This is a genomic window from Bacillota bacterium, assembly GCA_012837335.1.
In the GTDB taxonomy this organism is placed as follows: domain Bacteria; phylum Bacillota; class Limnochordia; order Darwinibacteriales; family DTU012; genus DTU012.
Genome location: DURM01000029.1, coordinates 1 through 24,987, shown reverse-complemented (window position 1 = coordinate 24,987; position 24,987 = coordinate 1). Strand labels below are relative to the sequence as shown.

Genomic DNA, 24,987 nt, shown 5'->3' with positions numbered 1-24,987 from the left:
GGGAAGCGCTGCTGATTGTAACTCTTGTATGGATATCGGTGTCAATTTGTGGAGCGCTGCCTTATTTATTTGCCGGTGCAATCACGACGATACCGGATGCCTTGTTTGAGTCAACATCCGGATTTACTACTACGGGGGCTACTGTGATCGATGATGTTGAGAGTTTGCCCCGGGGGATTTTATTCTGGCGTTCGCTGACTTTGTGGATCGGCGGAATGGGAATTCTGGTTCTGTACCTTACGGTACTGCCCGCTTTGGGGGTGAGCGGCCAGCAGATCTATAAAGCGGAGCTGCCCGGTCCGGTTGCGGATAAAATCGCACCCAAATTGGCTGATACAGCTAGGATCTTGTATGTGGTTTATGGCGGGATGACCGCGGTGCTTACTATCCTGCTTATGTTTGGCGGCCTAGCATTTTTTGATGCCCTTCAGTTCGCCTTTGCAACGGTGAGCTCGGGTGGATTTTCAATTTACAATTCCAGTATCACAAAGTTTAACTCGAATACATTTGTGCTGATTACAATCTCGGTGTTTATGATTTTATCCGGGGTAAATTTCAGCTTGTATTATGATCTGCGGAAACGGCGCTTTAAGAGTGTCTTTCAAAATACGGAACTGCGCTTGTATGGAGCGCTGCTTTTACTTGCGACAGCAGCAGTAATGCTTAATTTATACCAAAATGTGTTTGAATCTCTGTTTGAAGCATTTAAACACGCGCTGGTTCAGGTCAGTTCTATTATCACAACGAATGGATTTGCCAGTGCAAACTTTGATCAATGGCCTGATTTCAGTAAACTGATCTTATTTTTCCTCATGTTTACCGGAGCGAGCGCCGGTTCTACTACCGGAGCCATCAAGCTGTTTCGCGTGGTTATTGCTGGCAAAGTGATTAAACGTGAAATTTCGCAGCTGTTTCACCCCCGCGCGGTGATTCCGGTTACTATGAATGGCCGAATGGTATCTAAAGAAACCATCCGCGGTGTCTGTGCCTTCCTTTTTCTATATTTGGCGGTCTTTGCTGCCAGCACTTTAATTCTGTCCTTAGAAGGGATAGGAATGGCGAGTGCTGCCAGCACTTCAGCAGCCGTTTTGGGCAATGGTGGCGCCGGTTTTGGGGTAGTGGCGCCAATTCATACCTACAGCCAGTTTTCGCCTGCGGCTACTCTATTTCTTACTTTCTTAATGCTGTTGGGACGATTGGAGCTGTTTACACTCATAGCGATAATCACTCCTAGTTATTGGAAACAATGATATAATATGATATGGATAGAATAATCTTGCGGGAGGGTTAGAATGACGAATTTATTCAAGCTGCTCTTTCATAGAGTCTTTTGGGTTGCTATCGGCATAGCCGTACAGGCAGCTGCGCTGGTAGTAATGATCTACCGCTTTCAGCAGTACTTCGTTTATTTTTATGGAATCAGCTTGTTCATCAGTATGGTTGCTGTGATTGCCCTTGCAAATGGCAAGAGCAAGGCCGGTTATAAAATCGCATGGATTATTTCGATTCTCTTGTTCCCCATCTTCGGTGGCATTTTCTATTTGATGTTTGGCGGCAGCCGTACTGGAAAACGCACCCGGCAGAAGATGCTCAGCATTAACGGCAAAATGGCCGAAGCACTTAATGCTAATCAGGATATGGTGCAGGTTATTACTGAACAGAATGTTGACGCTGGGCGCCAGGCGGACTATATCCAGAAGTATGCCTACAGCCCGCCTTATACAAACACTTACATTGAATATTTTCCTGTAGGAGAAGCAAAATTCGAGCGCATGATTGAGGAGTTGGAAAAGGCTGAGCACTTTATCTTTCTCGAATATTTTATTATTGAAGAAGGCATTATGTGGAATACAATTTTAGATATTTTGAGGCGGAAGGCAGCTGAAGGTGTGGATGTTCGGGTTATCTACGATGATATCGGCTGCATTCTTAAACTGCCATACCAGTACGACAAGAAATTAGAAGCGATGGGAATAAAATGCGCGGTGTTCAATCCGTTCCGGCCGGTACTGTCACCGCGGCTCAATAACCGCGACCACCGTAAAATCTTAGTTATCGATGGCCATACCGGTTTTACCGGCGGCATTAACTTGGCTGATGAATATATCAATGCTTATGAGCGCCTTGGACACTGGAAAGATAATGCGGTAATGCTTAAGGGAGATGCGGTTTACAGTTTAACGGTCATGTTTTTGGCTGTCTGGGACTACCTGCGGGGCACTGATGAGGATTATGAAGAGTTTAAACCTGAGCGCTGGGGACAGCAGAAGTATCCAGCAGACGGGTATGTCCAGCCGTTCAGCGATAATCCGCTGGATGATGAATCTGTAGGCGAAACGGTGTACCTCAATTTAATTACTCGAGCCAAGAAATACGTGTACATCACTACTCCCTACCTAATTATTGACGCAGAGATGATGACTGCTCTCTGCAATTCGGCAAAGCAGGGAATCGATGTGCGGATTATTACACCCCATATCCCTGATAAATGGTACGTACACGCAGTAACACGCTCCAACTATGAACAGCTGCTTGAATCCGGTGTCAAGATTTATGAATATACACCTGGTTTTATTCATGCTAAAACTTTTGTTGTTGATGATGAATATGCGGTGATTGGCACCATTAATCTTGATTACCGAAGTCTGTTCCTGCACTTTGAATGTGGGGTTTGGATATATGGAAGTTCGAGCATTAGTGATATCAAAGCAGATTTTCTCGAAGCGTTGGAGCAGAGTCAAGAGATTACTCTGGATGCGTTTCGCAGTGTGCCGCTTTACCGGCGAGTTGGATGGGCGCTGTTGAATTTATTTGCGCCTTTGATGTAGAATAGCAGTAGAAATATTGACCATAAGCGGTCGCTAATGATATGATCAATTGTATACATAGGTTGCTGGAGGAGGATTTGCAATGAACGGAATTGATCCAAACCGTGGTCTGCAGCTGCCAATAGGCGGCGTGATCATGGATGTTGTTAATGTTGAGCAGGCTAAGATTGCTGAGCAGGCCGGAGCAGTCGCAGTCATGGCCTTAGAGCGGGTCCCTGCGGATATTCGCGCAGCGGGCGGGGTTGCCAGAATGGCTGATCCCCGTATTGCCGAGGAAATTTTGAAGGCCGTTTCCATCCCGGTAATGGCTAAGTGCCGGATAGGCCATATCGTTGAAGCTAGAGTTCTGGAATCGCTCGGTGTGGACTGCATCGATGAGAGCGAAGTGCTGACACCGGCAGATGATAAGTACCACATTAATAAGTCAGAGTTCAGTGTACCATTCGTCTGCGGATGCCGCAATCTCGGCGAAGCAGCGCGCAGACTGGGAGAAGGGGCAGCAATGCTCAGAACTAAGGGAGAACCAGGAACCGGCAATATCGTGGAAGCTGTCCGCCATATGCGTCAGGTTCAGTCTGAAATCCGCATGCTGGTGTCCATGTCCCGCGATGAAGTGATGACCTATGCTAAGGAAATCGGAGCTCCGTTTGAGGTGCTGCTGGATATCAAGGAAAGAGGCAGGCTGCCGGTATTGAATTACGCGGCTGGCGGTGTTGCTACTCCCAGCGATGCAGCACTGATGATGGAACTTGGTGCCGATGGAGTATTCGTTGGATCGGGTATTTTTAAGTCCGAGAATCCGGAAAAATATGCCAAGGCTATCGTAAAAGCAACAGCTAATTACCGCGATTACCAATTAATCGCGGAACTGTCCCGGGATCTCGGTCCGGCTATGAAGGGGATTGAAATCGATCGTCTCGATGTGCGGATGCAGGATCGCAGCGAATAGACAGCAGATTTAAACAGAAAAGCCCAAAGGAATCATGCGTTTTGCAGAGGACCTTTGGGCCTTTTTATTGTTCTAAATTATGCTGCGGATTAGGCCGCAGGATTTAGGCGGTAATTGGGGAATATTTAAATAAAACATTAAATTCTAAGCCAAGCGGGGAGTTGAGCAGATGGGTCTGCAGCATGTCGAGCCGAAGCGGGAGTTTGGTGTGGGCTTTATTTCAGATGTGCCGTGGGGAACGCATATCTGTGCCTTTTACCAAGAACGCCAGGATTATCTGGACACAGTGCTCCCCTATTTAAAAACCGGCTTGGAGCGTAATGAATTTTGCATTTGGATCATACCGATGTGGTTGACAATTGATGATGCAGTCAAATGCTTACAGGATAGTGTGCCCCTGTTCGAGCAGTATCGTCAGCAGATTAAAATCTTTACAATCAATGAGTGGTATCTGCAGTATGATACATTTAAGCCTGGTGTTTTAGTAGAGGCTTGGACCAAGCTTTACCATGAAAATATGAAAAATGGGTGGGATGGTGCTCGCGCCTGTGGCTCTCCGTACTGGCGCGGCCACCGCAGTTGGGATTTGGTGGCAGCGTATGAAGAGATTGTAGAGCAAAAAGTGGGACCTCTCAAACTGCTGGTGCTGTGTTTATACGACATTGCAGATCTGGATATCCACCAGATCTTGGACTTGACCGGCAGTCATGAATTAGCCTTTTTTAAGTGCAGAAACTCTTGGAAATACTCTGCTAAAGCTGCTGAGGTTAATCGGCTCAACACAGCTGCCCGGATGGCTGCGGGCATAATGCATGAGATATAAAATCCGATGGCCGCTGTGATTGCTATGATGCAGCTGCTGCAGAGCAAAGAGGAGCTCCAGGGGTACCATGGTTTATTTAATTCCATCATTGAGGAAATGTTTCGCGCGAATGGAATTATTACTGAGTATATGGCAATGGCTGGATCCAAAAAGCGGCAGGTAAAAAACTGCAATCTTAATCAAGTTTTAGAGAGCCTGCTGCCGCTGATTAATGTCGAAGCAAGAAAACAGAACACGGAGATTCTGTTTATTACAGGCGAGATCAATGATGTTGCGGCAGATGAAAAAGAAATCAAGCAGGTGGTTTTAAACCTGGTTCAAAATAGTTTCGAGGCGATGGAAAAGGGCGGTGTAGTTCAGCTAAAAACTTATCTGCGCAGTGACGAGATTGTTTTAGAAGTAGCGGATAATGGCTGCGGCATTCCACTCGAAATTATGAGTAAGCTGGGCCAGCCGTTTGTGACTACAAAAGAGCACGGAACCGGTTTAGGGCTGTATGTTACGTTCAAAATTCTCGAGTTTTATGAAGCTGATGTTAAAGTCGACAGTTCACCTTCAGGAACGAAATTTACGATAGCATTTAAGTCTTGCGGAAGCGCAGCTGTTAATCTTTAAGATAAATATGCTTGGCTTCAATGGATTCATCTGTAAGGGTGATCATTCCGACCGCAATCGGATAGGAGAAGCGTCGCGGGCCGGCACTGCCGGGATTGAAATACAGGATTCCGTTTTCCCGTTCGTGATAAGGCTGATGGGAATGCCCAAAGATAACCAGATCTATTTTTTGGCTGGCGGGATTGGCTGTAAACTGATGGCGGTTGTGGATTACATAAATGCGGCGGCCCATTACGTCAACTGTCTCCGCCAGCTTTACACGGGGAAAATCATATCGCGAGTCGACATTACCGAGCACAGCCTTGATGGGGGCAACAGCCTCCAGATCAGATAAGACTTCCGGTCTGCCGATATCGCCGGCGTGAATGATCAAGTCGACCTTAGCGAATATGGAAAAGATTTCAGGCCGCAGGAGGCCGTGAGTATCAGAAATAACACCGATGGTATAGTGCATAGAATCACTCCTCTGTGTCTGTAAGTCCGGTGGTTATTTATTATAGCTTAACAGCAGCAGATTATCAATTTAATCGAAAGATTGGGAGATGGTTTTTTGGTGTCGGTGTTAATCTGGATTCTGATCGCGGTTTGTTTTGTGCTGGGGTTCGTAGGTTTGGTTGTACCGGTTTTGCCAAGCGTAGTTATGGTCTGGGTTGGTGCAGGACTCTACCACTGGCTGATCAGCAGTGATAGTTTGACGTGGTGGACTTGGAGCAGTTTTATAGTGCTGACGATTTTAATAGTGCTTGCGGATCACCTGGCAAATACCTATTTTGTCCGCAAATTCGGTGGGACGCGGTTGGGAGCTGCTGCGGCTGCAATCGGGGTGATGATTGGCTGTTTTGTGATTCCTCCCCTAGGTTTGATAATCGTCCCTTTTCTGCTGGTAACAGCAGTGGAACTGCTTCAGGGCAAGACCTTTAACAATGCGCTTGAGGTGGGTTTGGGAACTGTTCTCGCTTTTTTAGGAAGCTCGCTCAGCAAAGCAGTAATGCAGCTGATCATGGTGGTAATTTTTATTATTGATGTGGTTGTTTAGATAGCATCGCGGTAAATTCTGCATATTTTCTAGGCCAGGAGTAAAACTAACAGCAATAGAATTGAGATAAAAGGAGCTCAATGCATTGCTGTCACAACTACCTGTTTATTCGGTCTACCCAATTTACACCGGTGTTATTGCACTTGCTTTAATTATACTGGTACCCCGCCAGGAGATAAAGCGCCTGTTGATATATGGCATAATCTTTGGTGGACTGCTGAACGCGGTACTAATCGGTTTTAATGCCCTTTTTGACTTAGGCGGACATATCAATTACGCCAATTTTGGACTGGGTCAGTTTGCTTTCTTCCCACCACTGGCGTGGACGATGTGGTTTGTTCTTTTCTTTTACTTTATACCTGAGAAAACCGCTTTAGCGGTGATTTATGTTGTGAGCGCAGCTGCTTATGCAATGCTCTTTTCCAACGTATTGATCAACTTCGGGGTATTTGTCTGGAAAGCGGGACGAATAGTTTATCCATTCTTTGTGTATTTGATATGGTTCAGTATCGCGGCGTGGGGATATTTTCGCATCAGCGATTCGTACCAGTAATCAGATGTCCTCAGATTTTTTTCTGAGGTTATTTTTTACCCTTGACATTAACGCTGCGTCAAGGTTTACAATCAGAACTGCAGGGAGGTGAGCGGTTTGGAATACACCGTGAAAGAATTAGGGGATTTAGCTGGTGTCAGCGGCAGAACACTCCGCTACTATGATCAAATAGGGATTCTTAAGCCGGCAAGAATCAATGAATCAGGGTATCGGATTTATGGACCGGAACAGGTTGATCTGCTGCAGCAGATACTTTTTTACCGGGAGCTTGGTGTTGAGTTAAAGGAAATCAAAGCGATTATCAGTGCTCCGAGTTTTAACAAGGTGACAGCCCTCCACCAGCACCGCAACAAACTCCTAGAAAAACGCAGAGAATTAGATCTGCTCATTGCAAATGTGGAGCAGTCTATCGCTGCGCATGAAAGGGGAATGAGTATGTCTGACAGCGAGAAATTTGCAGGCTTTAAAAGGAGATTGGTAGCTGAAAACGAGGAAAAGTATGGAGAAGAAGCTCGGGAGAAATATGGGGATGAAGCAGTAAATCGTTCCAATCAGCAGTTTTTAAACATGACAGAGGAGCAGTATACCGAGTTTGAACAATTAGGCGCTCAGCTGATTGAAACCTTGAAGCAAGCCTATGCTGCAGGAGATCCAGGCAGTAAACTAGCTCAAGAAGCGGCAGAACTTCACCGCAGGTGGCTGACATTTGCATGGGGTGGAACTTACAACAAAGAGTCACACGCAGGTGTAGTGCAGATGTATGTGGATGATCCCAGATTTACGGAGTTCTATGACCAGCATCAATCAGGACTTACCGAGTTTCTCCGGGATGCGGTTCTAATCTATACAAGTAAGTTATAAGCGGCGGATTTTCGCCGCTTTTTCATTAGCACTATTGTACTGCCTGCAGTTTTAGTGTAAAATGAATATAGTTTAGAAAAAATCAAAGGTGAGATTGGTGTGGAGGAAAAGTATTTTTTATATGTAGTTTTTACCAGAACTGCTACGACAATTTCGCGTTTAATTCACCATGTAAAAAATGACAAGTATACCCATGCTTCACTTGCTCTTGACCGTGAGTTAAACTACATGTACAGTTTTGGCAGAAAATATGCCCGCAATCCATTTATCGCAAGATTTAAGCATGAGCATCTGGAAAAGGGTTTGTTTAAGATTCAAAAGACACTGCCTGGCGCCGTGATGGAACTTGAGGTAACAAAAGAGCAGTATTATAAAGCGAAATCAATTATTGATAAATTTGTAGCTAACCGTGAGATTTATAAGTACAACTATCTGGGCTTAGTTCACTGTCTTTTGCAGAATGAAGTCAGCTATGAAAACCGGTTCCTATGCTCGGAATTTGTTTACTATGTTCTCAATGAAAGTGGAATCTTACATTTAAATATTGCCCGCAATTTAGTGAGACCTATGGATTTATATGAATCGCTGCAAAAGCGCAATGGAAGAATAATCTACGAAGGCGATCTAAAGCACTTCTATCTCAAGGCAATGATGGCTTAGCGAGATAACACCGAAAGGAGATTGCTATGACTAAGAAAGTTTATATAGAGGGTATGTCCTGCGGGCACTGCGCCAATCGGGTTGAAAAAGCGCTGCTGGAGCTGCCCGGGGTTAAATCAGTTAATGTTAACCTGGAGGATAAATTTGCAGAAGTTACAGCAGATACTTTCCCAGCTGAAGAGGCAATCAAAGATGCGATCAGCGATGCTGGGTATGATGTAGTCGGAATCGAATAAAATGAATACCGGTCAGGTGTTTCTGGCCGGTATTTTAATTTGACGCTAGTATCCATCCGGGTTCTCAATCATGGTAGCGACAATAAAGTGGTGAACGTGCTCTCGATTTTCTGTGCTGACCCCCATAGCAAAGTGTACGTGCCGCCCGCCCCCCACTGGTATTTGAGGACCGGTCAGCAGGCTGATTTCGTGGAGATGTCCAATTGTGAAATCGCTGTTGACATCAATTGCGTGAATATGGCCGTTAGGGACTGGGATCTCTTGGCCGGAGACTCCGGCAAAGCGGTGGTTGTGCAGAGGCTGCCCGGCTATTTTAGTAGTGCCTAAAAACTCATGCACATGAGTCTGGCATCTGTTATTTTTCCCCACAGCTCTTCCTCCTCTCTTCCGCGGTTTGTTTTACTTATCACTCTAATTGTATGTGCTTAACTGGGAAGGTGGAACAAGGGTACTGCTAAACAGGATTTAGACAGTAGGAATAAACTGCAGCAATCGCGAAAATGTACATGGAGTTTAAGAAAGGACGAGCTAAAATGCGGAAAATTGATCTGAGAAGCGATACTGTTACCCACCCAACGGAGCGGATGCGGGAGCTGATGAGCCAAGCCTCTGTTGGAGATGATGTTTATCAGGAAGACCCCACTGTGAATCAGCTGGAATCAGAAGCTGCCGCATTATTAGGGAAAGAAGCAGCCTTATTCATATCCAGCGGCACAATGGGCAATCTGCTGGCACTGATGAGCCACACTCAGCCCGGTGATGAGGTAATCTTAGAGGCAGAATCCCACATTTACCACTATGAGGTTGGCGGAATCAGCCGCATTGCTGGTCTGATTCCCCGAGTTATTCCCGGGAAAAGGGGAATGTTTACCGCGGAGGAGCTGCGGCAGACGCTTAGACCCGCTGACATTCACTATCCCCAGACATCGCTGGTGTGTTTGGAAAATACCCATAATCGATCTGGGGGGCAGGTGCTGCCGCAGAAAGAAGTAATCAGAGTGGCCGATACAGCCCGGGAAGCCGGATTGAAACTGCATTTAGATGGAGCGCGGATTTTTAACGCGGCTGCTGCTAGCGGCGTGCCAGTTCAAAACTTGGCTGAGCCTTTTGACTCAGTTATGTTCTGTCTTTCCAAAGGTTTAGCCGCGCCGGTTGGTTCTGTTTTAGTCGGCAGCGAGGAGTTTATTGCTCGAGCGCGGAAATTTCGCAAAATGCTCGGCGGCGGAATGCGGCAGGCTGGAATTCTGGCAGCGGCAGGTTTAGAAAGCATCCATGTGATGACTAAACGCTTAGCTGATGATCACCGCCGTGCTCAGCGCTTAGCGGATGGGCTTAGTGCACTGCCCGGTTTTAGAACTGCCGCGGAAGTACAGACCAATATTGTAATGCTCGATATTACTAACCCGGATCTGACAGCTCAGCAGCTTGTTAAATTTTGGGCAGAGGCAGATATAGTAGCGGTGCCGCGTTCGGAGTATGGAGTGCGTCTGGTTACCCATTACCAGATCACAGATAATGATATTGACTATGTAATCAGCGAAACAAAGAAAATTGTGGAACAGCTGTCCAAGTGACAGCAATCAGGGCTGGCGGGTTTACCGTCAGCCTTAATTGTATTATAATAAGTAGGGTAAACAAAACATAACAGGGGGTGATGGTATGAGCAGCGACACGGTTCTTCCCATATTGCTGATAATGGCAGTAATTTTAAGCGGCATTTACGCAGGAAATTATGATGCCGGTAAAGAGTTTTCAGGTAGTAATGATGGGGGAAGCCTGATTTACCTTAATCAAGAATTTGGTTTTAAGTTTTACCTGCCTGCAGCATGGCAGGGATACAGTGTGCTGGAGACGGTTTGGGAAGGCCATGGTGTGGACGGCGAACTGCAGGGGAAAATAGCAGCAAGTGGTCCACAGTTTTTGCTGCGTCATCCCCTTTGGACCCAGGAAGTTCCGCGTCAGGATATCCCGATTATGGTCTTTACGCTGGACCAGTGGGAATCGATGCAGCAGGGCAGGTTTCATATTGGCGCTGCCCCGATAGGACCAAGCGAGCTTGGCAGGAACAATGGCTATGTCTTTGCCCTGCCTGCTCGATACAATTTTGCCTTTCCCGCAGGATTCGAAGAAGTTGAGCAGATCTTAGCTGCCAAGCCCCTTCTTGCTTTTGATATCTAAACCAGCTCGTATGCGCTTGTGCGGTCTACAGCTGCTGTCTCTCCAGTTCTAACCGATTCTAGAATTGCAAATATGGTTTCGGTATCCCCAAACTCCATCTCCGGCGGTACAGAGATCGGTTCCTCACCGATCGCGGCTTTGTAAAAGTTGAGCAGTTCATTATAAAAGCCGCGATTAGGTTGATAGGGAATCTGCCTGCTTTCTCCATCATTATAGGCTACGTTAACCGTACCGCAGGAAGACTCTTCCAGATAAATCATCCCATTGCTGCCAAAAATCCTCAGTCCGATCAGCGGACGCTGCATTTCTTTTCCGGCTGTGAAGAATGAAAATTGTCCAATAATGCCATTTTTAAATTTTAAATGTGCCTGAACAACTGTATACGGGGCAAAGTCTTCTGCCTGAGGCACTCCAAAGGCATGGACAAATTCAACTGCGCCGAAAATATGGCGCAGCGCCGCAATGTCATGAACACCGGTATCCAAAATTGCGCCACCTGGGAATTGCGGGTGCTGCCGCCACTCTGTCGCAGCAAATGAATCTGTTTTCATGTCTTCAGGAAAATCAATCACTCTGTTGTAGATGAAGTAGTAGACTTCACCGATTGCTCTAGTGCGCACTAAGTCGCGGATGATATTTATTTCTTCGTCGTAGCGGTAATTTTCTGCGATCAAAATCGGAACACCGTATTTTTTCGGCAGTTCGCGGGCAGCTTCTGCCTGCTTTCGCGTTGGAGCCAGCGGTTTCTCGCAGATGATTGGTTTACCGGCTTTGGCAGCGGCTTCTGTTACGCTGAAGTTTGCTTCAATTGGAACGAGAATGTCAACGGCATCGATATCAGGGCGGTTCAGCATTTCACGGAAATCTGTGTAGGTATCAGCAGGTTCAAGCCCTAAGCGATTGCGCCATTTTTCCAGCTTTTCAGGATTGCGATCGCAGACAGCCGCTATTTCATAGTGATCCTTTAGTTCCTGCAGAGCAGGATAGTGGAGGCGCTCAAAAGCCAATCCCGTTCCAATAATGCCGAGTCTGATCTTATGCACAAAATAACCCCTTTCTGCATTGATTAAACAAATATGCTGTGGTTATTATGTGCCAGGATAACTCAACATATTAGAAAGAGGTGGTTAAATTGAACAAGGAAAGAATCATGGAGCTTTTGGAGCAGAAAAAACTCATGCTGCTGAAAGCTGAACTATTGGAGGAGAGAACCCCAGATATTGCTGAGTTCCTGGATGAGCTGGATCCGAAAACAGCGCTGATGGTTTTCCGGATGCTGCCAAAGGAAACAGCTGTGGATGTATTCGCGTATCTTGACAGTGAAACTCAAAAAAACATCTCCCAGCTGGTCAACGAGCATGAGTTAAAAGCAATACTTGATGAGCTCTTTTTCGACGATATGATTGACTTTCTGGAAGAGATGCCGGCTAATGTAGTCAAAAAGATTCTCCAGAATACCACTGAAACTAGGCGGAGTCTGATCAACCAGTTTCTCAATTATCCGGATAATTCGGTGGGCAGCATTATGACCATCGAGTTTGTCGATTTGAAAAAAGAAATGACAGTGAAAGCCGCTCTGGAGAAAATCCGCCGCATAGCCCTGGAAAAGGAAACAATCTATACCTGCTATGTGATGGATGGAGAGCGGCATCTAGAAGGAATGGTTTCTTTAAAAGATCTGGTAATCAGCGACCCGGAGAAAAAGATAGCGGAGATTATGCGTGAGGATTTGGTATCCGTTACCACTTTCGATAGTGATGAGGAAGCCGCTGCATTAATGCAGAGGTATAATCTGCTGGCTCTTCCTGTGGTAGATCACGAGAATCGGCTGGTTGGTATCGTTACATTTGACGACATGATGGATGCGCTGGAAGACGCGGTCACAGAAGACATCCATAGAATGGCGACAGTCGGCGAGCTTAATACCAGCGTTGTTAATGCTAAACCGTGGATGCTGTTGAAAAGCCGCCTGCCTTGGCTCCTAGTGCTGGTGTTTGTGAACATTCTATCCGGAGCAGGAATGGCTTTCTTTGAGGATACCATCCAGTCGATAGTGGCCTTAGTTTTCTTTCTCCCGCTTTTGATCGACAGCGCCGGAAACGCCGGTTCCCAATCTTCAGCATTGATTATCCGCTCCATGGCGGTAGGCGATGTTGAACTGGAGGATTGGGCAAAACTGCTTCGCAAAGAACTGGCTGTTGCAATTCCCTTAGGCCTGCTTTTAGGATTAGCCAGCAGCCTAATTGGTATAATCAGAGCAGATGTGGGAGTGGCATTAGTTGTTGGATTGTCGATGGCTGTGGTAGTTTTGGTTGGCAGTCTTGTCGGTTTGCTGCTGCCTTTTCTCTTAAAGAAATTAAACTTAGACCCGGCCACTGCCAGTGGGCCGTTAGTAACATCAATTGCCGATATTATGGGGGTGATGATCTATTTCTCGATCGCGACTTGGTACTTTGGTCTATAGAATAGAATGACGAAGGCGTCCAGACTGTAGTTTAGGGACGCCTTCGTCCTTTCATTTATCTTACATATTGAAGCAGATAAACCACCTGCTCGTTGGGGAGGTTTTCCAGTGTCATCTCTACATCCGGAAGAGTCTTGACTCGTTCCTGCGGGAAGAGCTTCGTAAACTCTTCCACACCGGTAATATCGAAATCCAACACCTCTGTTTTGTAGTGCATGGGCACAACCACTTTCGGATTTAACTGCTGCACAACTTGATAAGCTTCGTCGGCATTGATGGTGTAATTACCTCCGACTGGAAGCATCAAGACATCGACAGCTCCAATCTGCTTCAGCTGCTCTTCAGTCAAGATTATGCCCTGATCACCCAGATGCACGAATCTGCTGCCATCGATGTTCAATATAAAGATCAGGTTCTTACCGCGCTTAGCTCCAGCTGCGTCATCATGGACAGAATCAATTGCGGTAATTTGTAAACCTTTGACACTGTGCACACCGGCTGTTTTAATGACTGTCGGATTACCGCCTACTTGATCTACCGCGTTGTGATCGAAATGATCGTGGCTGACAGTGACGATGTCGGCTGTGTCGTCGATCGGTTGATAGCCAATATCTGGGTAAGGATCGGTGATCACTGCCGTTCCGTCAGCTGCGGTAATCTTAAAGCAAGCGTGTCCCCACCATTTAAGCTTCATCGCTGCGCCTCCTCTGTTGGGCTAAAGCCCGATTTTGTTTTTGCCAATAATATCTAAAGTATAATCCACCTTTAATCCGTGAAGGGTTATGTTCATTATTTGCAGTGATTTCTGTGATCAGCTGTATTTCCCGCGCCAAACCGTACTCCATGATTTCAATCAGCTGCTTAGGATCACTGCTGGAATCAAGTTGATTGACCATATCCAAAAGCTCCTGCTCCAGCTGACTGCGCTTGAGGTGATATGTTTCCAGGTCTTTGATTTTACGCTCAAGAATCATGCGGTGCGCTCGTTCGCGCAGGTGCCAAAAGGCAAGTGATTTGTCCTGCTCAGCTTCAGAAAACACGAGTTCTAACTCATGATCAATCATCCAGTAAGGTTTAAATACAGAGATGCAGGGCGTGGAGCTGCCGGTCAGCCAGTAAGTATCGCGGTTGGGTCCAAGTTCTGCCACATAGCTTCCGGTTGTGTGGTCACCGAAAAGAAAACCGCCATGCATGCAGACACTTGTTAAAGAGTGGCGGCTGAAGGGATCTTTCAACTTAGGGTCATGTCCGCGCAGGATTTCGATCATGGTTTTAACCGTGATTTGTCCTTTGGCAGCCTCCAGCTTATCTTGGGATAACCTGTGGCGCTGCTTTGAACCACTGAAAAAAGTGAATATTGGTTCTGAGTAACAGCGGGCAAAGTTGAAATCTGATTCCGAGCGGCACCAGCCCTTCTTTACCGCATTTTCAACCAGCTGGGGATGGGCCAGATCAAATTCGGTTTCTATCGAAAGCCGGTTGGAAATAGCGCGCACATCTTTTACCTTTTGGGCCGCCCAGAATTTTCCGGCTGTTTCCAGCACCCACGCTGAGGTTCGGTCAGCGATCAGAAACGAATTGTGGTAGACAAAAGGCTTCTCGTAGCCGCAGTTGCCTCCCTGCCCGTATCTTTCCAGCAGTTCGATCAGACAGCGCAGTGCTTCATCAGCTGTTCGGCAGCGCTCCAAAGCAATCCGCAGCATATCCATTCCTAAAAGGCTGGGAGGTCCCTGCTTTTCTTTAGTAAACACTGCTTCATTGCCGATATTTAGGCCCCATTCATTGCAGCCCATTTCAGCTCCCCATATCCAAGAAGGTTTCAGCAGCATTACTTCATAGGTTTCCCGGGCTTGATCTATTTCAATATACGTGCATTTTACCTTGGCACCTTTAGGATATGTTCTCCGCGGGATCCTAATCATGATGTGGGGTTCATTCGGCTGCCTGTCGCTGTTCTTGGCAAAAAGCACCGTTTTGTTTTTGGTGCTGTTGGTTAATGCCACTAATGTATCGCACATTGGTTATGCCTCCACATAAAACAAGACTTTTTTCCTAATACAAGAAAGTGCGGTAAAGAATATGATAAACTGAGAGCTGATGGTGACTTGCTCTTACTATCGCAGTAGGGGGTAAGGAAATGAGCGGAAACTTAGATCTGGATCTCAATACTATTCTGTTGGCGCTGATCCTGATTGTAGTTGTTTTAATCTACTTCGCCCTGTAGGTTCTGCCGAGAGGATTAGGCAGGTTTCCTCCTGCCTAATCCCGCAGGGTTTGTAAACAGGTCACTCCGGAGCAAGGTAACCTTTGGCGGCAAGTGCCTGCTTGACCTGCTCCAAGACTTCAATCCTGTCCGCTTCAATTGTATGCAGATGAGGGCCATCGGTGAGAATCAAAAGGGGTTCTGCATTATACTCCGCCAGCTTCTCTAGAAATTGATCCACATCATAACGGGAGGAGATGTGCAGGCTGGCGGTGATCTCACCGTAAACCGGATGCTCCACAATTACATCCTGCACACTCGCGCCGTGATCTACAATCAAGTAAAGTTCATCCCTGATTTGATCGTGGAAGCGGGAATGCACCGATGCTATCTTCTGTCTGACCATCGTTTTGCTCCCGGGACGATTGTAGAGGTATCCTCTGGGTGTCCCGATAATATCCTCGCCTTGCGCCCGCAGAAGGGCAATGTCCGAAACTATTACCTGTCTTGTCACTCCAAAATGCTCACTCAGCTGCCCACCGGTAATTGGTTCCTGAGTGTCCTGAAGAAGCTTTAGGATGGCAGCGCGTCGGTTCATGCTGTTCATGATAACCACCTTTCTATGCGCCAGCTATTAAATTGCTTCGCCCTAGGTTAAATTTTCCCTCTGTTAACTAATATCTTACCAGGTGTATAGACAGTTGACAAATGTTCTGCTAGAATTGTCATAACGGGGGTGAAGCAATGAGAACAAAAATTAAGGTGCAGGAACTATTATACGGCTCACTGCTGGCAGCTCTGGCAATTTTAATCCCAACCGTATTTCGGGGATGGCTTCAGGTGGTTATTCCGCCGTTTTCAGCAACTTTGGGAAGTCATGTCCCGTCAATGCTGGCAATGTTTATCAGTCCGTGGGCAGCTGCATTGGTTGGTATCGGTTCAGCTTTAGGATTCCTGGTAACTCTAGGGCCTATCGTAGCGATGCGGGCCGCTGTTCATATACTATTCGGCGTGGTCGGTGCTCATTTTGCCCGTAGAGGAATGCCGATGTGGGCTGTGCTGGCTGTAACCGCTCTGCCGCACGCGGTAGGCGAGTCTTTGGTAGTGCTGCCCTTTGGCTACGACATCTATTCTGCGCTGGTGATAGTCGGTCTCGGCACGCTTCTTCACCATGGGGTTGATTCACTGCTAACAGCCGCTTTAATGGGAAGTCTGGCTAAGGCTGGATTTAAAATCAACAAGTTGGTTTCTCAGTAAAATAGTTGCGGACGCAATCACAATATGCTAAGATAGGGGCGAAAGGACTGATTGCGTGAAAAAATGTCCCGATGAATATATCAGCAGATGGTTTTCGATTCTGCATCGCTTATCATTAAGCTATGTCTATGATGGATTAAAAAAGTTTAATATCGGCAGCGGCCAGGTCATGTTCCTTTTAGAACTCTATTATCAGGATGGGGTCAGCCAGGAAGAACTATCGCGACTGCTGAATATTGACGGAGCCAATACTACCCGAGCGGTAAGGAAGCTGGAGCAGGAAGGATATGTAAGGCGTGAACAAAACCCGCAGGACAGGCGGGCATACCAGATATTTCTTACCGAGAAGGCGTTGGCTTTAAAACCGGAGATTTTTCAATTAATCAGAAACTGGGAGGATACACTGCTGCAGAATTTGTCTGAAGAAGAACGAGCAGTCTTTTCCACTTTGCTGAAACGAATCGGCCACACAGTTGCTGATAATCTGCGCTGCAAAGGCTGTGACTTTGACTGCAATTAAATCAAGAATTAACCGAGATTCCCGGACTTTCACTCATAGAGAGTGGAGAACCGGGAATTTTAATTATAGTTGCGATCGCAACTGTTTTATGATATTCTTAAAATGTGAGTATGTAAGTTATTATTTTAGCGGAGGAGCACATCTGATGGCAGATAAATTTCTTGCAGTCAAAGATCTTCATGTTAACGTAGATGACAATCCTATCTTAAAGGGACTTGATTTGGAAATCGGCAGGGGCGAGGTTCATGTAATCATGGGTCCTAATGGAGCGGGAAAATCGACTTTAGCTAATGTGCTGATGGGTCATCCTAGGTATGAGGTGACAGGCGGAACTATGGAGTTTGAAGGAGAATTACTTAACGATTTAAAGCCAGATGAAAGGGCCAAACGAGGCCTGTTCCTCTCCTTCCAGTATCCTGAAGAGATCCCGGGTGTTACCATGGAAAATTTTCTGCGGATGGCTAAAATTGCCCACACCGGCGAGTCTGTTTCAATTGTGAAGTTTAACAAACTGCTCCGGGAGAAAATGGAACTCTTGGATATGAAGCCGGAGTATGCGTCCCGGTATGTGAATGATGGGTTTTCAGGTGGGGAGAAAAAGAAAAGTGAAATTCTGCAAATGCTGATTCTTGAACCAAAGCTGGCGGTTCTCGATGAAACTGACTCAGGACTGGATATTGATGCAGTTAGAGTGGTGGCGCAGGGAGTAAAGCAGTTCCGCAGCAGTGACAACGCGATTATTATCATTACCCACCACAGCAGAATTCTAGAGCATATTGATCCGGATTATGTCCATTTTCTAGTTGATGGAAAAATCGCCAAGAGCGGTGGATCTGAGTTAATTGCTGAAATTGAGGAATCTGGTTTTGCCGCCTTACAATCCGGAGGAGGGCTTAATTAGATGCGTAAAAAAACCCAAGTAGCGGATGTAAACCGCTCGCTTTATGATATTAAGGATGAGTTTGAGTACAGTTATAAGACAGATGGATTGAATGAGGCTGTGGTTAGACAAATATCAGCTCAAAAAGATGAGCCTCAGTGGATGCTGGAATTCCGGCTGAAATCGCTTGATATTTACCATCAACTGGATGTTCCTCCCTGGGGACCGGATATCTCCGGACTGGATATTGCTAATATCATCACCTACGTAAAGCCAAAAGCGGATTTGAATGTAACATGGGATGATGTTCCGGACTACATCAAAAATACATTTACCCGGCTGGGGATTCCCCAGGCAGAGCATAAATACCTGGCTGGTGTTGGTGCCCAGTATGATTCTGAAGTGGTTTATCACAGTATGCAGGAGAATTTCGCCAAGCAGGGTGTCGTTTACTTAGATATGGACACAGCGGTTAAGGAGTATGAAGAACTGGTCAGGAAGCACTTTATGAAATGCGTGCCGCCCAGCGATCATAAATTTGCAGCGCTCCATGGAGCGGTGTGGTCAGGCGGATCATTTGTTTATGTTCCGGCTGGAGTAAAAGTAGAAATTCCGCTTCAGTCTTATTTCCGGTCTAACGCGCCGGGAGCGGGGCAGTTTGAGCATACTTTAATCATTGTCGAAGAAGGTGGTTCGCTCCATTTTATTGAGGGATGCTCAGCGCCAAAATACTCAGTGGCTAATCTCCACGCTGGCTGTGTCGAGCTCTATGTTAAAGAAGACGCCTACTTAAGGTACAGTACGATCGAGAACTGGTCCAAAAATATGTACAACCTAAATACCAAGCGGGCAATAGTAGAAAAAAACGGCACGATTGAGTGGATTTCCGGCTCGTTTGGTTCGAAAGTTTCCATGCTGTATCCAATGAGTGTGCTTAAAGGTGAAGGTGCCCGATCAGATTACACAGGGATTACCTTTGCCGGAGAAGATCAGGTGCTGGACACCGGCAGCAAAGTTGTGCACGCAGCGCCGTATACAACCTCAAATATCAATGCCAAGTCCATTGCCAAAAGCGGCGGCGTTTCCAATTATCGTGGTGTAGTTAGGGTTGCAGCCAATGCTCATCATGTGAAGTCCAACATTTCCTGTGAATCATTGATGCTGGACAGCCAATCGCGCTCCGATACGATTCCTGTGCTGGATATCAATAATGATGAGGTGGATATCGGCCATGAAGCTAAAATTGGCCGCATCAGCGACGATGTCATCTTTTATTTAATGAGCCGCGGAATCAGCGAGGAAGAGGCGCGGGCCATGATTGTGAGAGGCTTTGCAGAACCGATTGCAAAAGAACTGCCGCTGGAATACGCAGTGGAAATGAACAATCTTATCCAGCTCGAGCTGGAAGGTACGATAGGATAGGGGGCGGCGGGATTATGAAGACTGTTATTGATCAACCGGTCAACAAACTTCCGGTACTCACATACCGCTGGTTAAAGTTAAATCAGTATAATCTGCAGGAACCGATTGCTGTTCCGCTTAAATCTTACACCAAACCATTTGTAAATTTGGAGGCTGCAGGTAAGCATGTTGAAATCACCGCTGCACCTCCTGCTGTGCGGGAACTAGGATTGGATGCCGGAGTTTCCTCTCAGCTGACCCAATTAAGTCAAACAACCGCCAATACCGGCATCCAGATTATGGTGCCGATGAATCAAGCTGTGGAAACGCCGGTGGAGATAGCATATCATTTGGATCATGAAAACAGCAGCGTAATCGAATCCAATCAGATCACCGCTGAAGAAAACAGTCAGATTACCTTAGTTTTTGACTACACTTCGGAGCCTGGCGCTGCTGTATTCCACAATGGCTTTACCCACATTACAGCCAAGTCGGGATCAGTGGTGAATATCGTCAAAATCCAGAGAATGGAGGATCAGGCTCTTCATTTTGATGCGGTTACCGCAGATATCGATCCACACGCACAGGTAAACTTAATTCAGGCAGAATTAGGCAGCCAACTAGCGGTAACTAATTACGCGGCAAATCTTCAGGAAGGTGCAGACGTAAATATTAAATCCCTGTACTTTGGTGATCAGGAGCGGGTTATCGATGTGAGTTTTCAAATGAACCATATCGGTCGCCGTTCTACCAGCCGGCTGACTGCCCGTGGGGTGTTAAAAGACTGCGCCCGCAAGGCGTTTAAAGGAACTCTCGACTTTAAAAAAGGTGCCAGCAGGGCTGAAGGCAGTGAGGATGAGTATGTTCTACTGTTAGATCCGACTGTCAAATCGGATTCTGTGCCGCTTTTGCTCTGTGGTGAAGAAGATGTCAAAGGCGAACACGCGGCCAGCTGCGGAAAATTTGATCCGGATCAGCTTTTCTATCTAATGAGCCGGGGTTTTGATAAAACCGAAGCATCACGGCTGATCGTAGAAGCGGTGTTTAACCCGGTTATTGATGAAATACCCATCCAGACTCTTAAAGCTGCTGTCAGTGAAGTGATCCAGCGGAGGTTGGCAGGTGACTAATTTGGATATTGAAAAAATCCGCAGGGATTTTCCGATTTTAAATCAAGAAATTAACGGCAGGTCGCTGGCATATTTGGATAATGCCGCGACAACCCAAAAGCCTAAGCTCGTTTTAGAGGCAGTAAATGAATATAACCACCGTTTTAACGGCAACCCCCATCGAGGTGCTCATTACCTCGGTGTTGAAGCGACTCGGCTTTACGAGGGTGCCAGGACCAAGATTAAAGAATTTATCAATGCCGGTTCCACTCAAGAGATTATTTTTACCAAAAATGCGACAGAAGCCTTGAATCTTATTGCCTACGCATACGGCATGACATTTCTTGAGCCCGGCGATGAGATTGTAATCTGCATTTCGGAGCATCACAGCAACTTGGTCTGCTGGCAGCAGGTGGCAGGAGTTAAGGGCGCAGTGCTCAAGTATCTGTACCTCAATGATGATTATACCTTAGACTTTGAAGAAATAGAAACCAAGATCACCACTAAAACAAAGCTCGTCAGCATTGCCCAGATGTCAAATGTTCTTGGAACAATCTATCCAGTGGAGGAAATCGCAGCATACGCCCACAGCATGGGTGCAGTTGTAGTTGTTGATGCGGCGCAGAGCGCAGCCCATATGGCTTTGGATGTGCAGGCGCTGGATGCAGACTTCCTGGTGTTTTCCGGCCACAAAATGCTCGGTCCAATGGGGATCGGGGTATTGTATGGAAAAAAGGAGCTTCTGGGCAAGATGCCGCCGTTTCTTTACGGGGGTGATATGATCGAGTATGTTGAGGAGCAGTCGGTATCTTTTGCAGAGCTTCCGTACAAATTTGAAGCGGGGACTCAAAACGTGGAAGGAGCGGTTGGCCTGGCTGCGGCAGTCGATTACCTAAGCCAGATTGGTTTCGATAAAATTCAGGCCCATGAGCGTGAGCTGACAAAATACGCTCTGGAGCGGCTGGCACAGCTGCCGTACGTGCAGGTATACGGCCCCAGGGATTTGTCAATCAGAGGACCGGTAATTTCTTTCACTGTTGATGGCTGTCACCCCCATGATACTGCCACAATTCTTGATCATTACGGGGTGGCGGTTCGCGCCGGTCACCACTGCGCCCAGCCCCTGATGAACTATTTAGAAGTGCCGGCGACCAGCCGAGCAAGTTTTTATTTATACAATACTAAGGCAGAAATTGATAATTTGGTTGAAGGGATTAAGCAGGTAAGAAGGTGGTTAGGACATGGATCTTAATGCAATCTACACAGAATTGATTCTCGAGCACAGCCGGCACAGCTGCAACAAAGGCCATTTGGACTGCGCAAACTGCGTCGAGCGGGGCTATAACCCCAGCTGTGGTGATGACATTACATTGGAATTTTATCTTAGTAATGGTATAATAGAGTCTGCAGCATTTACCGGTACAGGCTGTGCTATTTCTCAAGCCTCGACTTCGATCATGATTGATTTAGTCAAGGGTAAGTCGGTGGAGGAGGCCGTTAAATTGGCCGATACGTTTCTGGGAATGATAAAAAGTGAGATCCACGATGAGGAAAAACTGGAAGTTTTAGAGGATGCAGTTGCCTTTAAGAACATTGCTAATATGCCAGCGCGGGTTAAATGTGCGGTTTTGGCTTGGAGAACCCTGATGGAAGCGGTCAAAAAGGCACAAATTAGTGAAATCGGGATGGTAGAAAATGGCTAAAGAGATAATTTTGGCAGAAAATGCCGGTTTCTGTTTTGGCGTCAAGCGCGCTGTTGACATGGCGACGCAATTCTATGATATTGAAGGACTCAATGTAAAAACGCTGGGTCCTTTGATTCATAATAATGATGTAATCAAGCGGTTGGAAGAGCATGGTATCGATGCTATCAGCTTAGAACAGGTTGAGAGCCTAGGTAAAGATGATGTTGTGGTGGTCCGCTCCCATGGGATTGCCCCGCAGATATATGAACAAATTGCTCGAACTCAAGCGGAAATCGTTGATGCTACCTGCCCCTACGTTGCAACAATCCACAAAAAAGTTACTCGCCACCATCAAATGGGATACCAAATTGTAATTGTAGGAGATCCTAATCATCCGGAAGTAATTGGAATCAACGGCTGCTGCGAAAACACAGCTGTAATAACTCGCGATGCTAACGAACTGCCGGAATTTGCACCGGATCAAAAAGTTTGCGTTGTGGCCCAGACTACCGAGCGGTTAGAAAACTTTGAGAAGGTGTTGGCAGCGGTAGAAAGCAAATGTAAAGATGTTGAAGCGTTTAACACCATCTGTTCGGCAACAAAAACGCGGCAGGAAAGCGCTGCGGCTGTTGCTCAAAAGGTGGATGTGATGATTGTTATCGGCGGCAGGAACAGCTCAAATACAAAAAAATTGGTTGAAATCTCAAAAGCTCACTGTTCCAATACTATTCACGTAGAAAATAGTTCAGAGCTGCCGCTGGAGTTAATTGAAGATGCAAAAAACCAGCTAATCGGAATTACTGCCGGAGCATCTACTCCAGACTGGGTGATTGAAGATGTGATTGAGCGGATCAAATCCGTCAGCAAATAGAATCTGAGGAGGACGATTTGAGTGGGCTTATTAAAAGGCAAAACAGCTGTTGTTACCGGAGCAGGGCGGGGTATCGGTGGAGCTATTGCCCGAGGTTTAGGTCAGGAAGGCGCTAATGTGGTTTTAGTCAGCCGTACTCGCGAGCAGCTGGAAGAGCAGGCTGAAATCATTGAAGGATACGGCGTAGAAACCTTGATTGTACCTGCTGATGTGGCATCAGAAGCTGATGTTAAAAAAGTAGTTGATGAAGCTGTAAAGCGTTTTGGCTCAGTAGATATTTTGGTCAATGCCGCAGGCATTACCATGGTTTCTAAATCAGAAGAACTGTCATTGGAAAACTGGTTTAAATGCATCAATATAAACCTAACTGGAACGTTCTTAATGTGCCGGGAAGTTGGCAGAGTCATGATTGAACAGGGTAAAGGCGGCAAGATCGTGAACATTACATCTTTGGTAGCTCACACCGGAATTCAGCAGCGGGCAGCCTATTCCTCCAGCAAAGGTGGAGTTATGCAGTTGACTCAAGCCTTAGCCGCCGAGTGGGGCCGCTACAATATCCAGGTTAACAACATCAGTCCCGGCTATATCATCACGGAAATGGTGCAGGAGCTGATTGACCGTGGTGTTCACAATCCTGACTTAATGGCTAAGCGGACTCCGGCAGGTAGAATGGGTCAAGTTGATGATCTGGTAGGTCCGGCTGTCTTCTTATGCTCATCCATGTCTGATTTCGTTACCGGCCATACCTTGATTGTAGACGGGGGCTGGCTGTCCAACGGACATTTAGATCTCTACTAAAATTATTATAAAGAGGTGTCTGCTTGTGGGTACAGCAGATCAGCAGTATTTAACTATTGTACGCAATATCCTTGAACATGGATATTACGATCAGAACCGAACCGGAACTCCCGCGTACAAACTGCCCCATCAGATGATGCAGTTTGATTTGGAAAAGGAGTTTCCGATCTTAACTACCAAATTTGTTGCTTTTAAATACGCAGTGCAGGAAATGCTCTGGATCTGGCAGCAGCAGAGCAATGATGTAACTTGGCTGAACGAGCGGAATATTCATATTTGGGATCATTGGACTGATGAGAACAACACCATCGGCAAGGCATATGGGTATCAAATCGCTAAGTACAAGCAGCTGGACAAGCTGATTGAAACCTTGAAGACTGATCCCCAAAACCGGCGGATGATTGTATCCTTGTGGAATGTCGAAGATCTGCCGGAGATGACGCTGCAGCCTTGCGCATTTTTAACGATGTGGGATGTAACCGATGGGCGGCTGAACTGCATGCTGGTGCAGCGAAGCGGTGATATGCCCCTTGGTGTGCCGTTTAACATGACTCAATATGCGGTACTTGTTCACTTGGTTGCACAGGTGGTCGGTTTAAGGGCGGGACTTTTTACCCATGTAATCAACAACGCTCATATCTATGAGAACCAAGTGGAAGGTATTAAACTGCAGCTTTCAAAGGCAGATCAGGCTTATGATGCTCCTAAATTGTGGATCAATCCGGAAATCAAGGATTTTTACGATTTTACGATTGATGACATCAAATTGATTGATTACCGCCACCACGGCAGGATCAAAATGGAGGTTTCGATTTAGTGCTGGCAATTATTGCAGCTGTTGCAAAAAACAGCGCCTTGGGTAAAGACAACAAACTTCCTTGGCATCTGCCCAGCGATCTGCGGCGGTTTAAAAAAATTACTACCGGCCACACCATTATTATGGGGCGTAAAACATATGAATCACTGCCGGGGCATCTGCCTAACCGCAGGCATATCGTATTAACCAGAGATCCGGAGTATCAGGTGGAGCATCCGGAAGTAGTTATTGTGCGGTCGATCC

At 46.5% G+C, this 24,987-nt stretch carries 30 protein-coding genes; 24 read left to right on the top strand and 6 right to left on the bottom strand.

The annotated features are described in order from the left end of the window. Positions 1–38 precede the first annotated feature (38 nt). The 5 genes from GX019_04545 (at position 39) to GX019_04525 (ending at position 5,215) form a co-directional block, all read left to right on the top strand. Complete coding sequence (locus GX019_04545; protein HHT36428.1) at positions 39–1,250, top strand: TrkH family potassium uptake protein; 1,212 nt, start codon at positions 39–41, stop codon at positions 1,248–1,250. 42 nt (positions 1,251–1,292) lie between these two features. Next, on the top strand, positions 1,293–2,828 hold the full coding sequence (gene cls / locus GX019_04540) for a cardiolipin synthase (GenBank protein HHT36427.1): 1,536 nt from the start codon (positions 1,293–1,295) through the stop codon (positions 2,826–2,828). Positions 2,829–2,910: 82 nt separating this feature from the next. Then, entirely contained in the window at positions 2,911–3,777 is an 867-nt protein-coding gene (pdxS, locus tag GX019_04535) for a pyridoxal 5'-phosphate synthase lyase subunit PdxS (GenBank protein ID HHT36426.1), read from the top strand. A gap of 169 nt (positions 3,778–3,946) precedes the next feature. Then, positions 3,947–4,600 (top strand): hypothetical protein, encoded by a 654-nt coding sequence (locus GX019_04530; GenBank protein ID HHT36425.1) that lies wholly within the window; start codon positions 3,947–3,949, stop codon positions 4,598–4,600. A 6-nt stretch (positions 4,601–4,606) separates the two neighbouring features. Then, positions 4,607–5,215, top strand: a complete 609-nt coding sequence (locus GX019_04525) for a HAMP domain-containing histidine kinase (GenBank protein ID HHT36424.1) — start codon at positions 4,607–4,609, stop codon at positions 5,213–5,215. Here GX019_04525 and GX019_04520 read toward each other — a convergent pair. Continuing rightward, a complete protein-coding gene (locus GX019_04520) occupies positions 5,205–5,669 on the bottom strand; it encodes a metallophosphoesterase family protein (GenBank protein HHT36423.1) in 465 nt (154 codons plus the stop codon). The genes GX019_04525 and GX019_04520 overlap by 11 nt on opposite strands. 99 nt (positions 5,670–5,768) lie before the next feature. Here GX019_04520 and GX019_04515 point away from each other — a divergent pair, with 99 nt between their 5' ends. The 5 genes from GX019_04515 to GX019_04495 all read left to right on the top strand — a co-directional run bounded on the left by GX019_04515 (position 5,769) and on the right by GX019_04495 (position 8,561). Continuing rightward, positions 5,769–6,251, top strand: a complete 483-nt coding sequence (locus GX019_04515; GenBank protein ID HHT36422.1) for a DUF456 family protein — start codon at positions 5,769–5,771, stop codon at positions 6,249–6,251. A gap of 85 nt (positions 6,252–6,336) precedes the next feature. After that, a complete protein-coding gene (locus GX019_04510; protein HHT36421.1) occupies positions 6,337–6,804 on the top strand; it encodes a hypothetical protein in 468 nt (155 codons plus the stop codon). 96 nt (positions 6,805–6,900) lie between these two features. Continuing rightward, positions 6,901–7,665, top strand: a complete 765-nt coding sequence (locus GX019_04505) for a MerR family transcriptional regulator (GenBank protein HHT36420.1) — start codon at positions 6,901–6,903, stop codon at positions 7,663–7,665. A 99-nt stretch (positions 7,666–7,764) separates the two neighbouring features. Further along, on the top strand, positions 7,765–8,325 hold the full coding sequence (locus GX019_04500) for a hypothetical protein (protein HHT36419.1): 561 nt from the start codon (positions 7,765–7,767) through the stop codon (positions 8,323–8,325). Positions 8,326–8,351: 26 nt separating this feature from the next. Next, complete coding sequence (locus GX019_04495; GenBank protein HHT36418.1) at positions 8,352–8,561, top strand: heavy-metal-associated domain-containing protein; 210 nt, start codon at positions 8,352–8,354, stop codon at positions 8,559–8,561. 45 nt (positions 8,562–8,606) lie between these two features. Here GX019_04495 and GX019_04490 read toward each other — a convergent pair whose 3' ends face one another. Then, positions 8,607–8,930, bottom strand: coding sequence for a hypothetical protein (locus GX019_04490; protein ID HHT36417.1), 324 nt, complete (start codon positions 8,928–8,930; stop codon positions 8,607–8,609). A 164-nt stretch (positions 8,931–9,094) separates the two neighbouring features. Between GX019_04490 and ltaE the strand changes: the two genes are divergently transcribed. Together ltaE and GX019_04480 are read left to right on the top strand one after the other, a co-directional pair. Further along, positions 9,095–10,135 carry a low-specificity L-threonine aldolase gene (ltaE, locus tag GX019_04485; protein ID HHT36416.1) on the top strand — a complete coding sequence of 347 codons (1,041 nt, stop codon included), beginning with the start codon at positions 9,095–9,097 and terminating at the stop codon, positions 10,133–10,135. Between the two features lie 85 nt (positions 10,136–10,220). Continuing rightward, positions 10,221–10,739 (top strand): hypothetical protein, encoded by a 519-nt coding sequence (locus GX019_04480; protein HHT36415.1) that lies wholly within the window; start codon positions 10,221–10,223, stop codon positions 10,737–10,739. On the opposite strand, the gene GX019_04475 is transcribed toward GX019_04480, so the two are convergent. Continuing rightward, complete coding sequence (locus GX019_04475) at positions 10,736–11,782, bottom strand: Gfo/Idh/MocA family oxidoreductase (GenBank protein HHT36414.1); 1,047 nt, start codon at positions 11,780–11,782, stop codon at positions 10,736–10,738. The genes GX019_04480 and GX019_04475 overlap by 4 nt on opposite strands. A gap of 89 nt (positions 11,783–11,871) precedes the next feature. Between GX019_04475 and mgtE the strand changes: the two genes are divergently transcribed. Continuing rightward, entirely contained in the window at positions 11,872–13,203 is a 1,332-nt protein-coding gene (gene mgtE, locus GX019_04470) for a magnesium transporter (GenBank protein HHT36413.1), read from the top strand. 55 nt (positions 13,204–13,258) lie between these two features. Here the strand turns inward: mgtE and GX019_04465 are convergent, their stop codons facing one another. From GX019_04465 to GX019_04455, 3 genes are all read right to left on the bottom strand, one after another. After that, the gene (locus GX019_04465) at positions 13,259–13,897 is read right to left on the bottom strand and encodes an MBL fold metallo-hydrolase (protein HHT36412.1); all 639 of its coding nucleotides are present in this window, start codon (positions 13,895–13,897) and stop codon (positions 13,259–13,261) included. Continuing rightward, positions 13,887–15,221 (bottom strand): peptidase U34, encoded by a 1,335-nt coding sequence (locus GX019_04460; protein ID HHT36411.1) that lies wholly within the window; start codon positions 15,219–15,221, stop codon positions 13,887–13,889. Before GX019_04460 ends, GX019_04465 begins: the two co-directional genes overlap by 11 nt. Positions 15,222–15,488: 267 nt before the next feature. After that, on the bottom strand, positions 15,489–16,013 hold the full coding sequence (locus GX019_04455; protein ID HHT36410.1) for a transcription repressor NadR: 525 nt from the start codon (positions 16,011–16,013) through the stop codon (positions 15,489–15,491). 149 nt (positions 16,014–16,162) lie between these two features. Between GX019_04455 and GX019_04450 the strand changes: the two genes are divergently transcribed. The 11 genes from GX019_04450 to GX019_04400 form a co-directional block, all read left to right on the top strand. Continuing rightward, entirely contained in the window at positions 16,163–16,663 is a 501-nt protein-coding gene (locus GX019_04450; protein HHT36409.1) for an ECF transporter S component, read from the top strand. A gap of 55 nt (positions 16,664–16,718) precedes the next feature. Next, positions 16,719–17,183 (top strand): MarR family transcriptional regulator, encoded by a 465-nt coding sequence (locus tag GX019_04445; protein ID HHT36408.1) that lies wholly within the window; start codon positions 16,719–16,721, stop codon positions 17,181–17,183. A 145-nt stretch (positions 17,184–17,328) separates the two neighbouring features. Beyond that, positions 17,329–18,084 (top strand): Fe-S cluster assembly ATPase SufC, encoded by a 756-nt coding sequence (sufC, locus tag GX019_04440; protein ID HHT36407.1) that lies wholly within the window; start codon positions 17,329–17,331, stop codon positions 18,082–18,084. After that, positions 18,085–19,485, top strand: a complete 1,401-nt coding sequence (gene sufB, locus GX019_04435) for a Fe-S cluster assembly protein SufB (GenBank protein HHT36406.1) — start codon at positions 18,085–18,087, stop codon at positions 19,483–19,485. Between the two features lie 14 nt (positions 19,486–19,499). Further along, a complete protein-coding gene (sufD, locus tag GX019_04430; GenBank protein ID HHT36405.1) occupies positions 19,500–20,594 on the top strand; it encodes a Fe-S cluster assembly protein SufD in 1,095 nt (364 codons plus the stop codon). A gap of 1 nt (position 20,595) precedes the next feature. Next, positions 20,596–21,825 (top strand): cysteine desulfurase, encoded by a 1,230-nt coding sequence (locus GX019_04425; protein ID HHT36404.1) that lies wholly within the window; start codon positions 20,596–20,598, stop codon positions 21,823–21,825. Continuing rightward, positions 21,815–22,276 (top strand): SUF system NifU family Fe-S cluster assembly protein, encoded by a 462-nt coding sequence (locus GX019_04420; protein ID HHT36403.1) that lies wholly within the window; start codon positions 21,815–21,817, stop codon positions 22,274–22,276. The genes GX019_04425 and GX019_04420 overlap by 11 nt, the downstream gene beginning before the upstream one ends. Then, positions 22,269–23,129 carry a 4-hydroxy-3-methylbut-2-enyl diphosphate reductase gene (gene ispH, locus GX019_04415; GenBank protein ID HHT36402.1) on the top strand — a complete coding sequence of 287 codons (861 nt, stop codon included), beginning with the start codon at positions 22,269–22,271 and terminating at the stop codon, positions 23,127–23,129. Before GX019_04420 ends, ispH begins: the two co-directional genes overlap by 8 nt. Positions 23,130–23,150: 21 nt before the next feature. Next, the gene (locus tag GX019_04410; GenBank protein HHT36401.1) at positions 23,151–23,927 is read left to right on the top strand and encodes a glucose 1-dehydrogenase; all 777 of its coding nucleotides are present in this window, start codon (positions 23,151–23,153) and stop codon (positions 23,925–23,927) included. Between the two features lie 25 nt (positions 23,928–23,952). Further along, on the top strand, positions 23,953–24,744 hold the full coding sequence (locus tag GX019_04405) for a thymidylate synthase (protein HHT36400.1): 792 nt from the start codon (positions 23,953–23,955) through the stop codon (positions 24,742–24,744). Further along, a partial coding sequence (locus GX019_04400; GenBank protein HHT36399.1) for a dihydrofolate reductase occupies positions 24,744–24,987 on the top strand: 244 nt, incomplete at its 3' end. The genes GX019_04405 and GX019_04400, both read left to right, overlap by 1 nt.

Bases quoted from the DNA above. Each gene is read 5' to 3' on its own strand.
- cls (HHT36427.1), top strand. From the start codon at position 1,293: ATGACGAATTTATTCAAGCTGCTCTTTCATAGAGTCTTTTGGGTTGCT.
- pdxS (HHT36426.1), top strand. From the start codon at position 2,911: ATGAACGGAATTGATCCAAACCGTGGTCTGCAGCTGCCAATAGGCGGC.
- GX019_04530 (HHT36425.1), top strand. From the start codon at position 3,947: ATGGGTCTGCAGCATGTCGAGCCGAAGCGGGAGTTTGGTGTGGGCTTT.
- GX019_04525 (HHT36424.1), top strand. From the start codon at position 4,607: ATGGCCGCTGTGATTGCTATGATGCAGCTGCTGCAGAGCAAAGAGGAG.
- GX019_04520 (HHT36423.1), bottom strand. From the start codon at position 5,669: ATGCACTATACCATCGGTGTTATTTCTGATACTCACGGCCTCCTGCGG.
- GX019_04495 (HHT36418.1), top strand. From the start codon at position 8,352: ATGACTAAGAAAGTTTATATAGAGGGTATGTCCTGCGGGCACTGCGCC.
- ltaE (HHT36416.1), top strand. From the start codon at position 9,095: ATGCGGAAAATTGATCTGAGAAGCGATACTGTTACCCACCCAACGGAG.
- GX019_04480 (HHT36415.1), top strand. From the start codon at position 10,221: ATGAGCAGCGACACGGTTCTTCCCATATTGCTGATAATGGCAGTAATT.
- GX019_04465 (HHT36412.1), bottom strand. From the start codon at position 13,897: ATGAAGCTTAAATGGTGGGGACACGCTTGCTTTAAGATTACCGCAGCT.
- GX019_04460 (HHT36411.1), bottom strand. From the start codon at position 15,221: ATGTGCGATACATTAGTGGCATTAACCAACAGCACCAAAAACAAAACG.
- GX019_04455 (HHT36410.1), bottom strand. From the start codon at position 16,013: ATGAACAGCATGAACCGACGCGCTGCCATCCTAAAGCTTCTTCAGGAC.
- sufC (HHT36407.1), top strand. From the start codon at position 17,329: ATGGCAGATAAATTTCTTGCAGTCAAAGATCTTCATGTTAACGTAGAT.
- sufB (HHT36406.1), top strand. From the start codon at position 18,085: ATGCGTAAAAAAACCCAAGTAGCGGATGTAAACCGCTCGCTTTATGAT.
- sufD (HHT36405.1), top strand. From the start codon at position 19,500: ATGAAGACTGTTATTGATCAACCGGTCAACAAACTTCCGGTACTCACA.
- GX019_04420 (HHT36403.1), top strand. From the start codon at position 21,815: ATGGATCTTAATGCAATCTACACAGAATTGATTCTCGAGCACAGCCGG.
- ispH (HHT36402.1), top strand. From the start codon at position 22,269: ATGGCTAAAGAGATAATTTTGGCAGAAAATGCCGGTTTCTGTTTTGGC.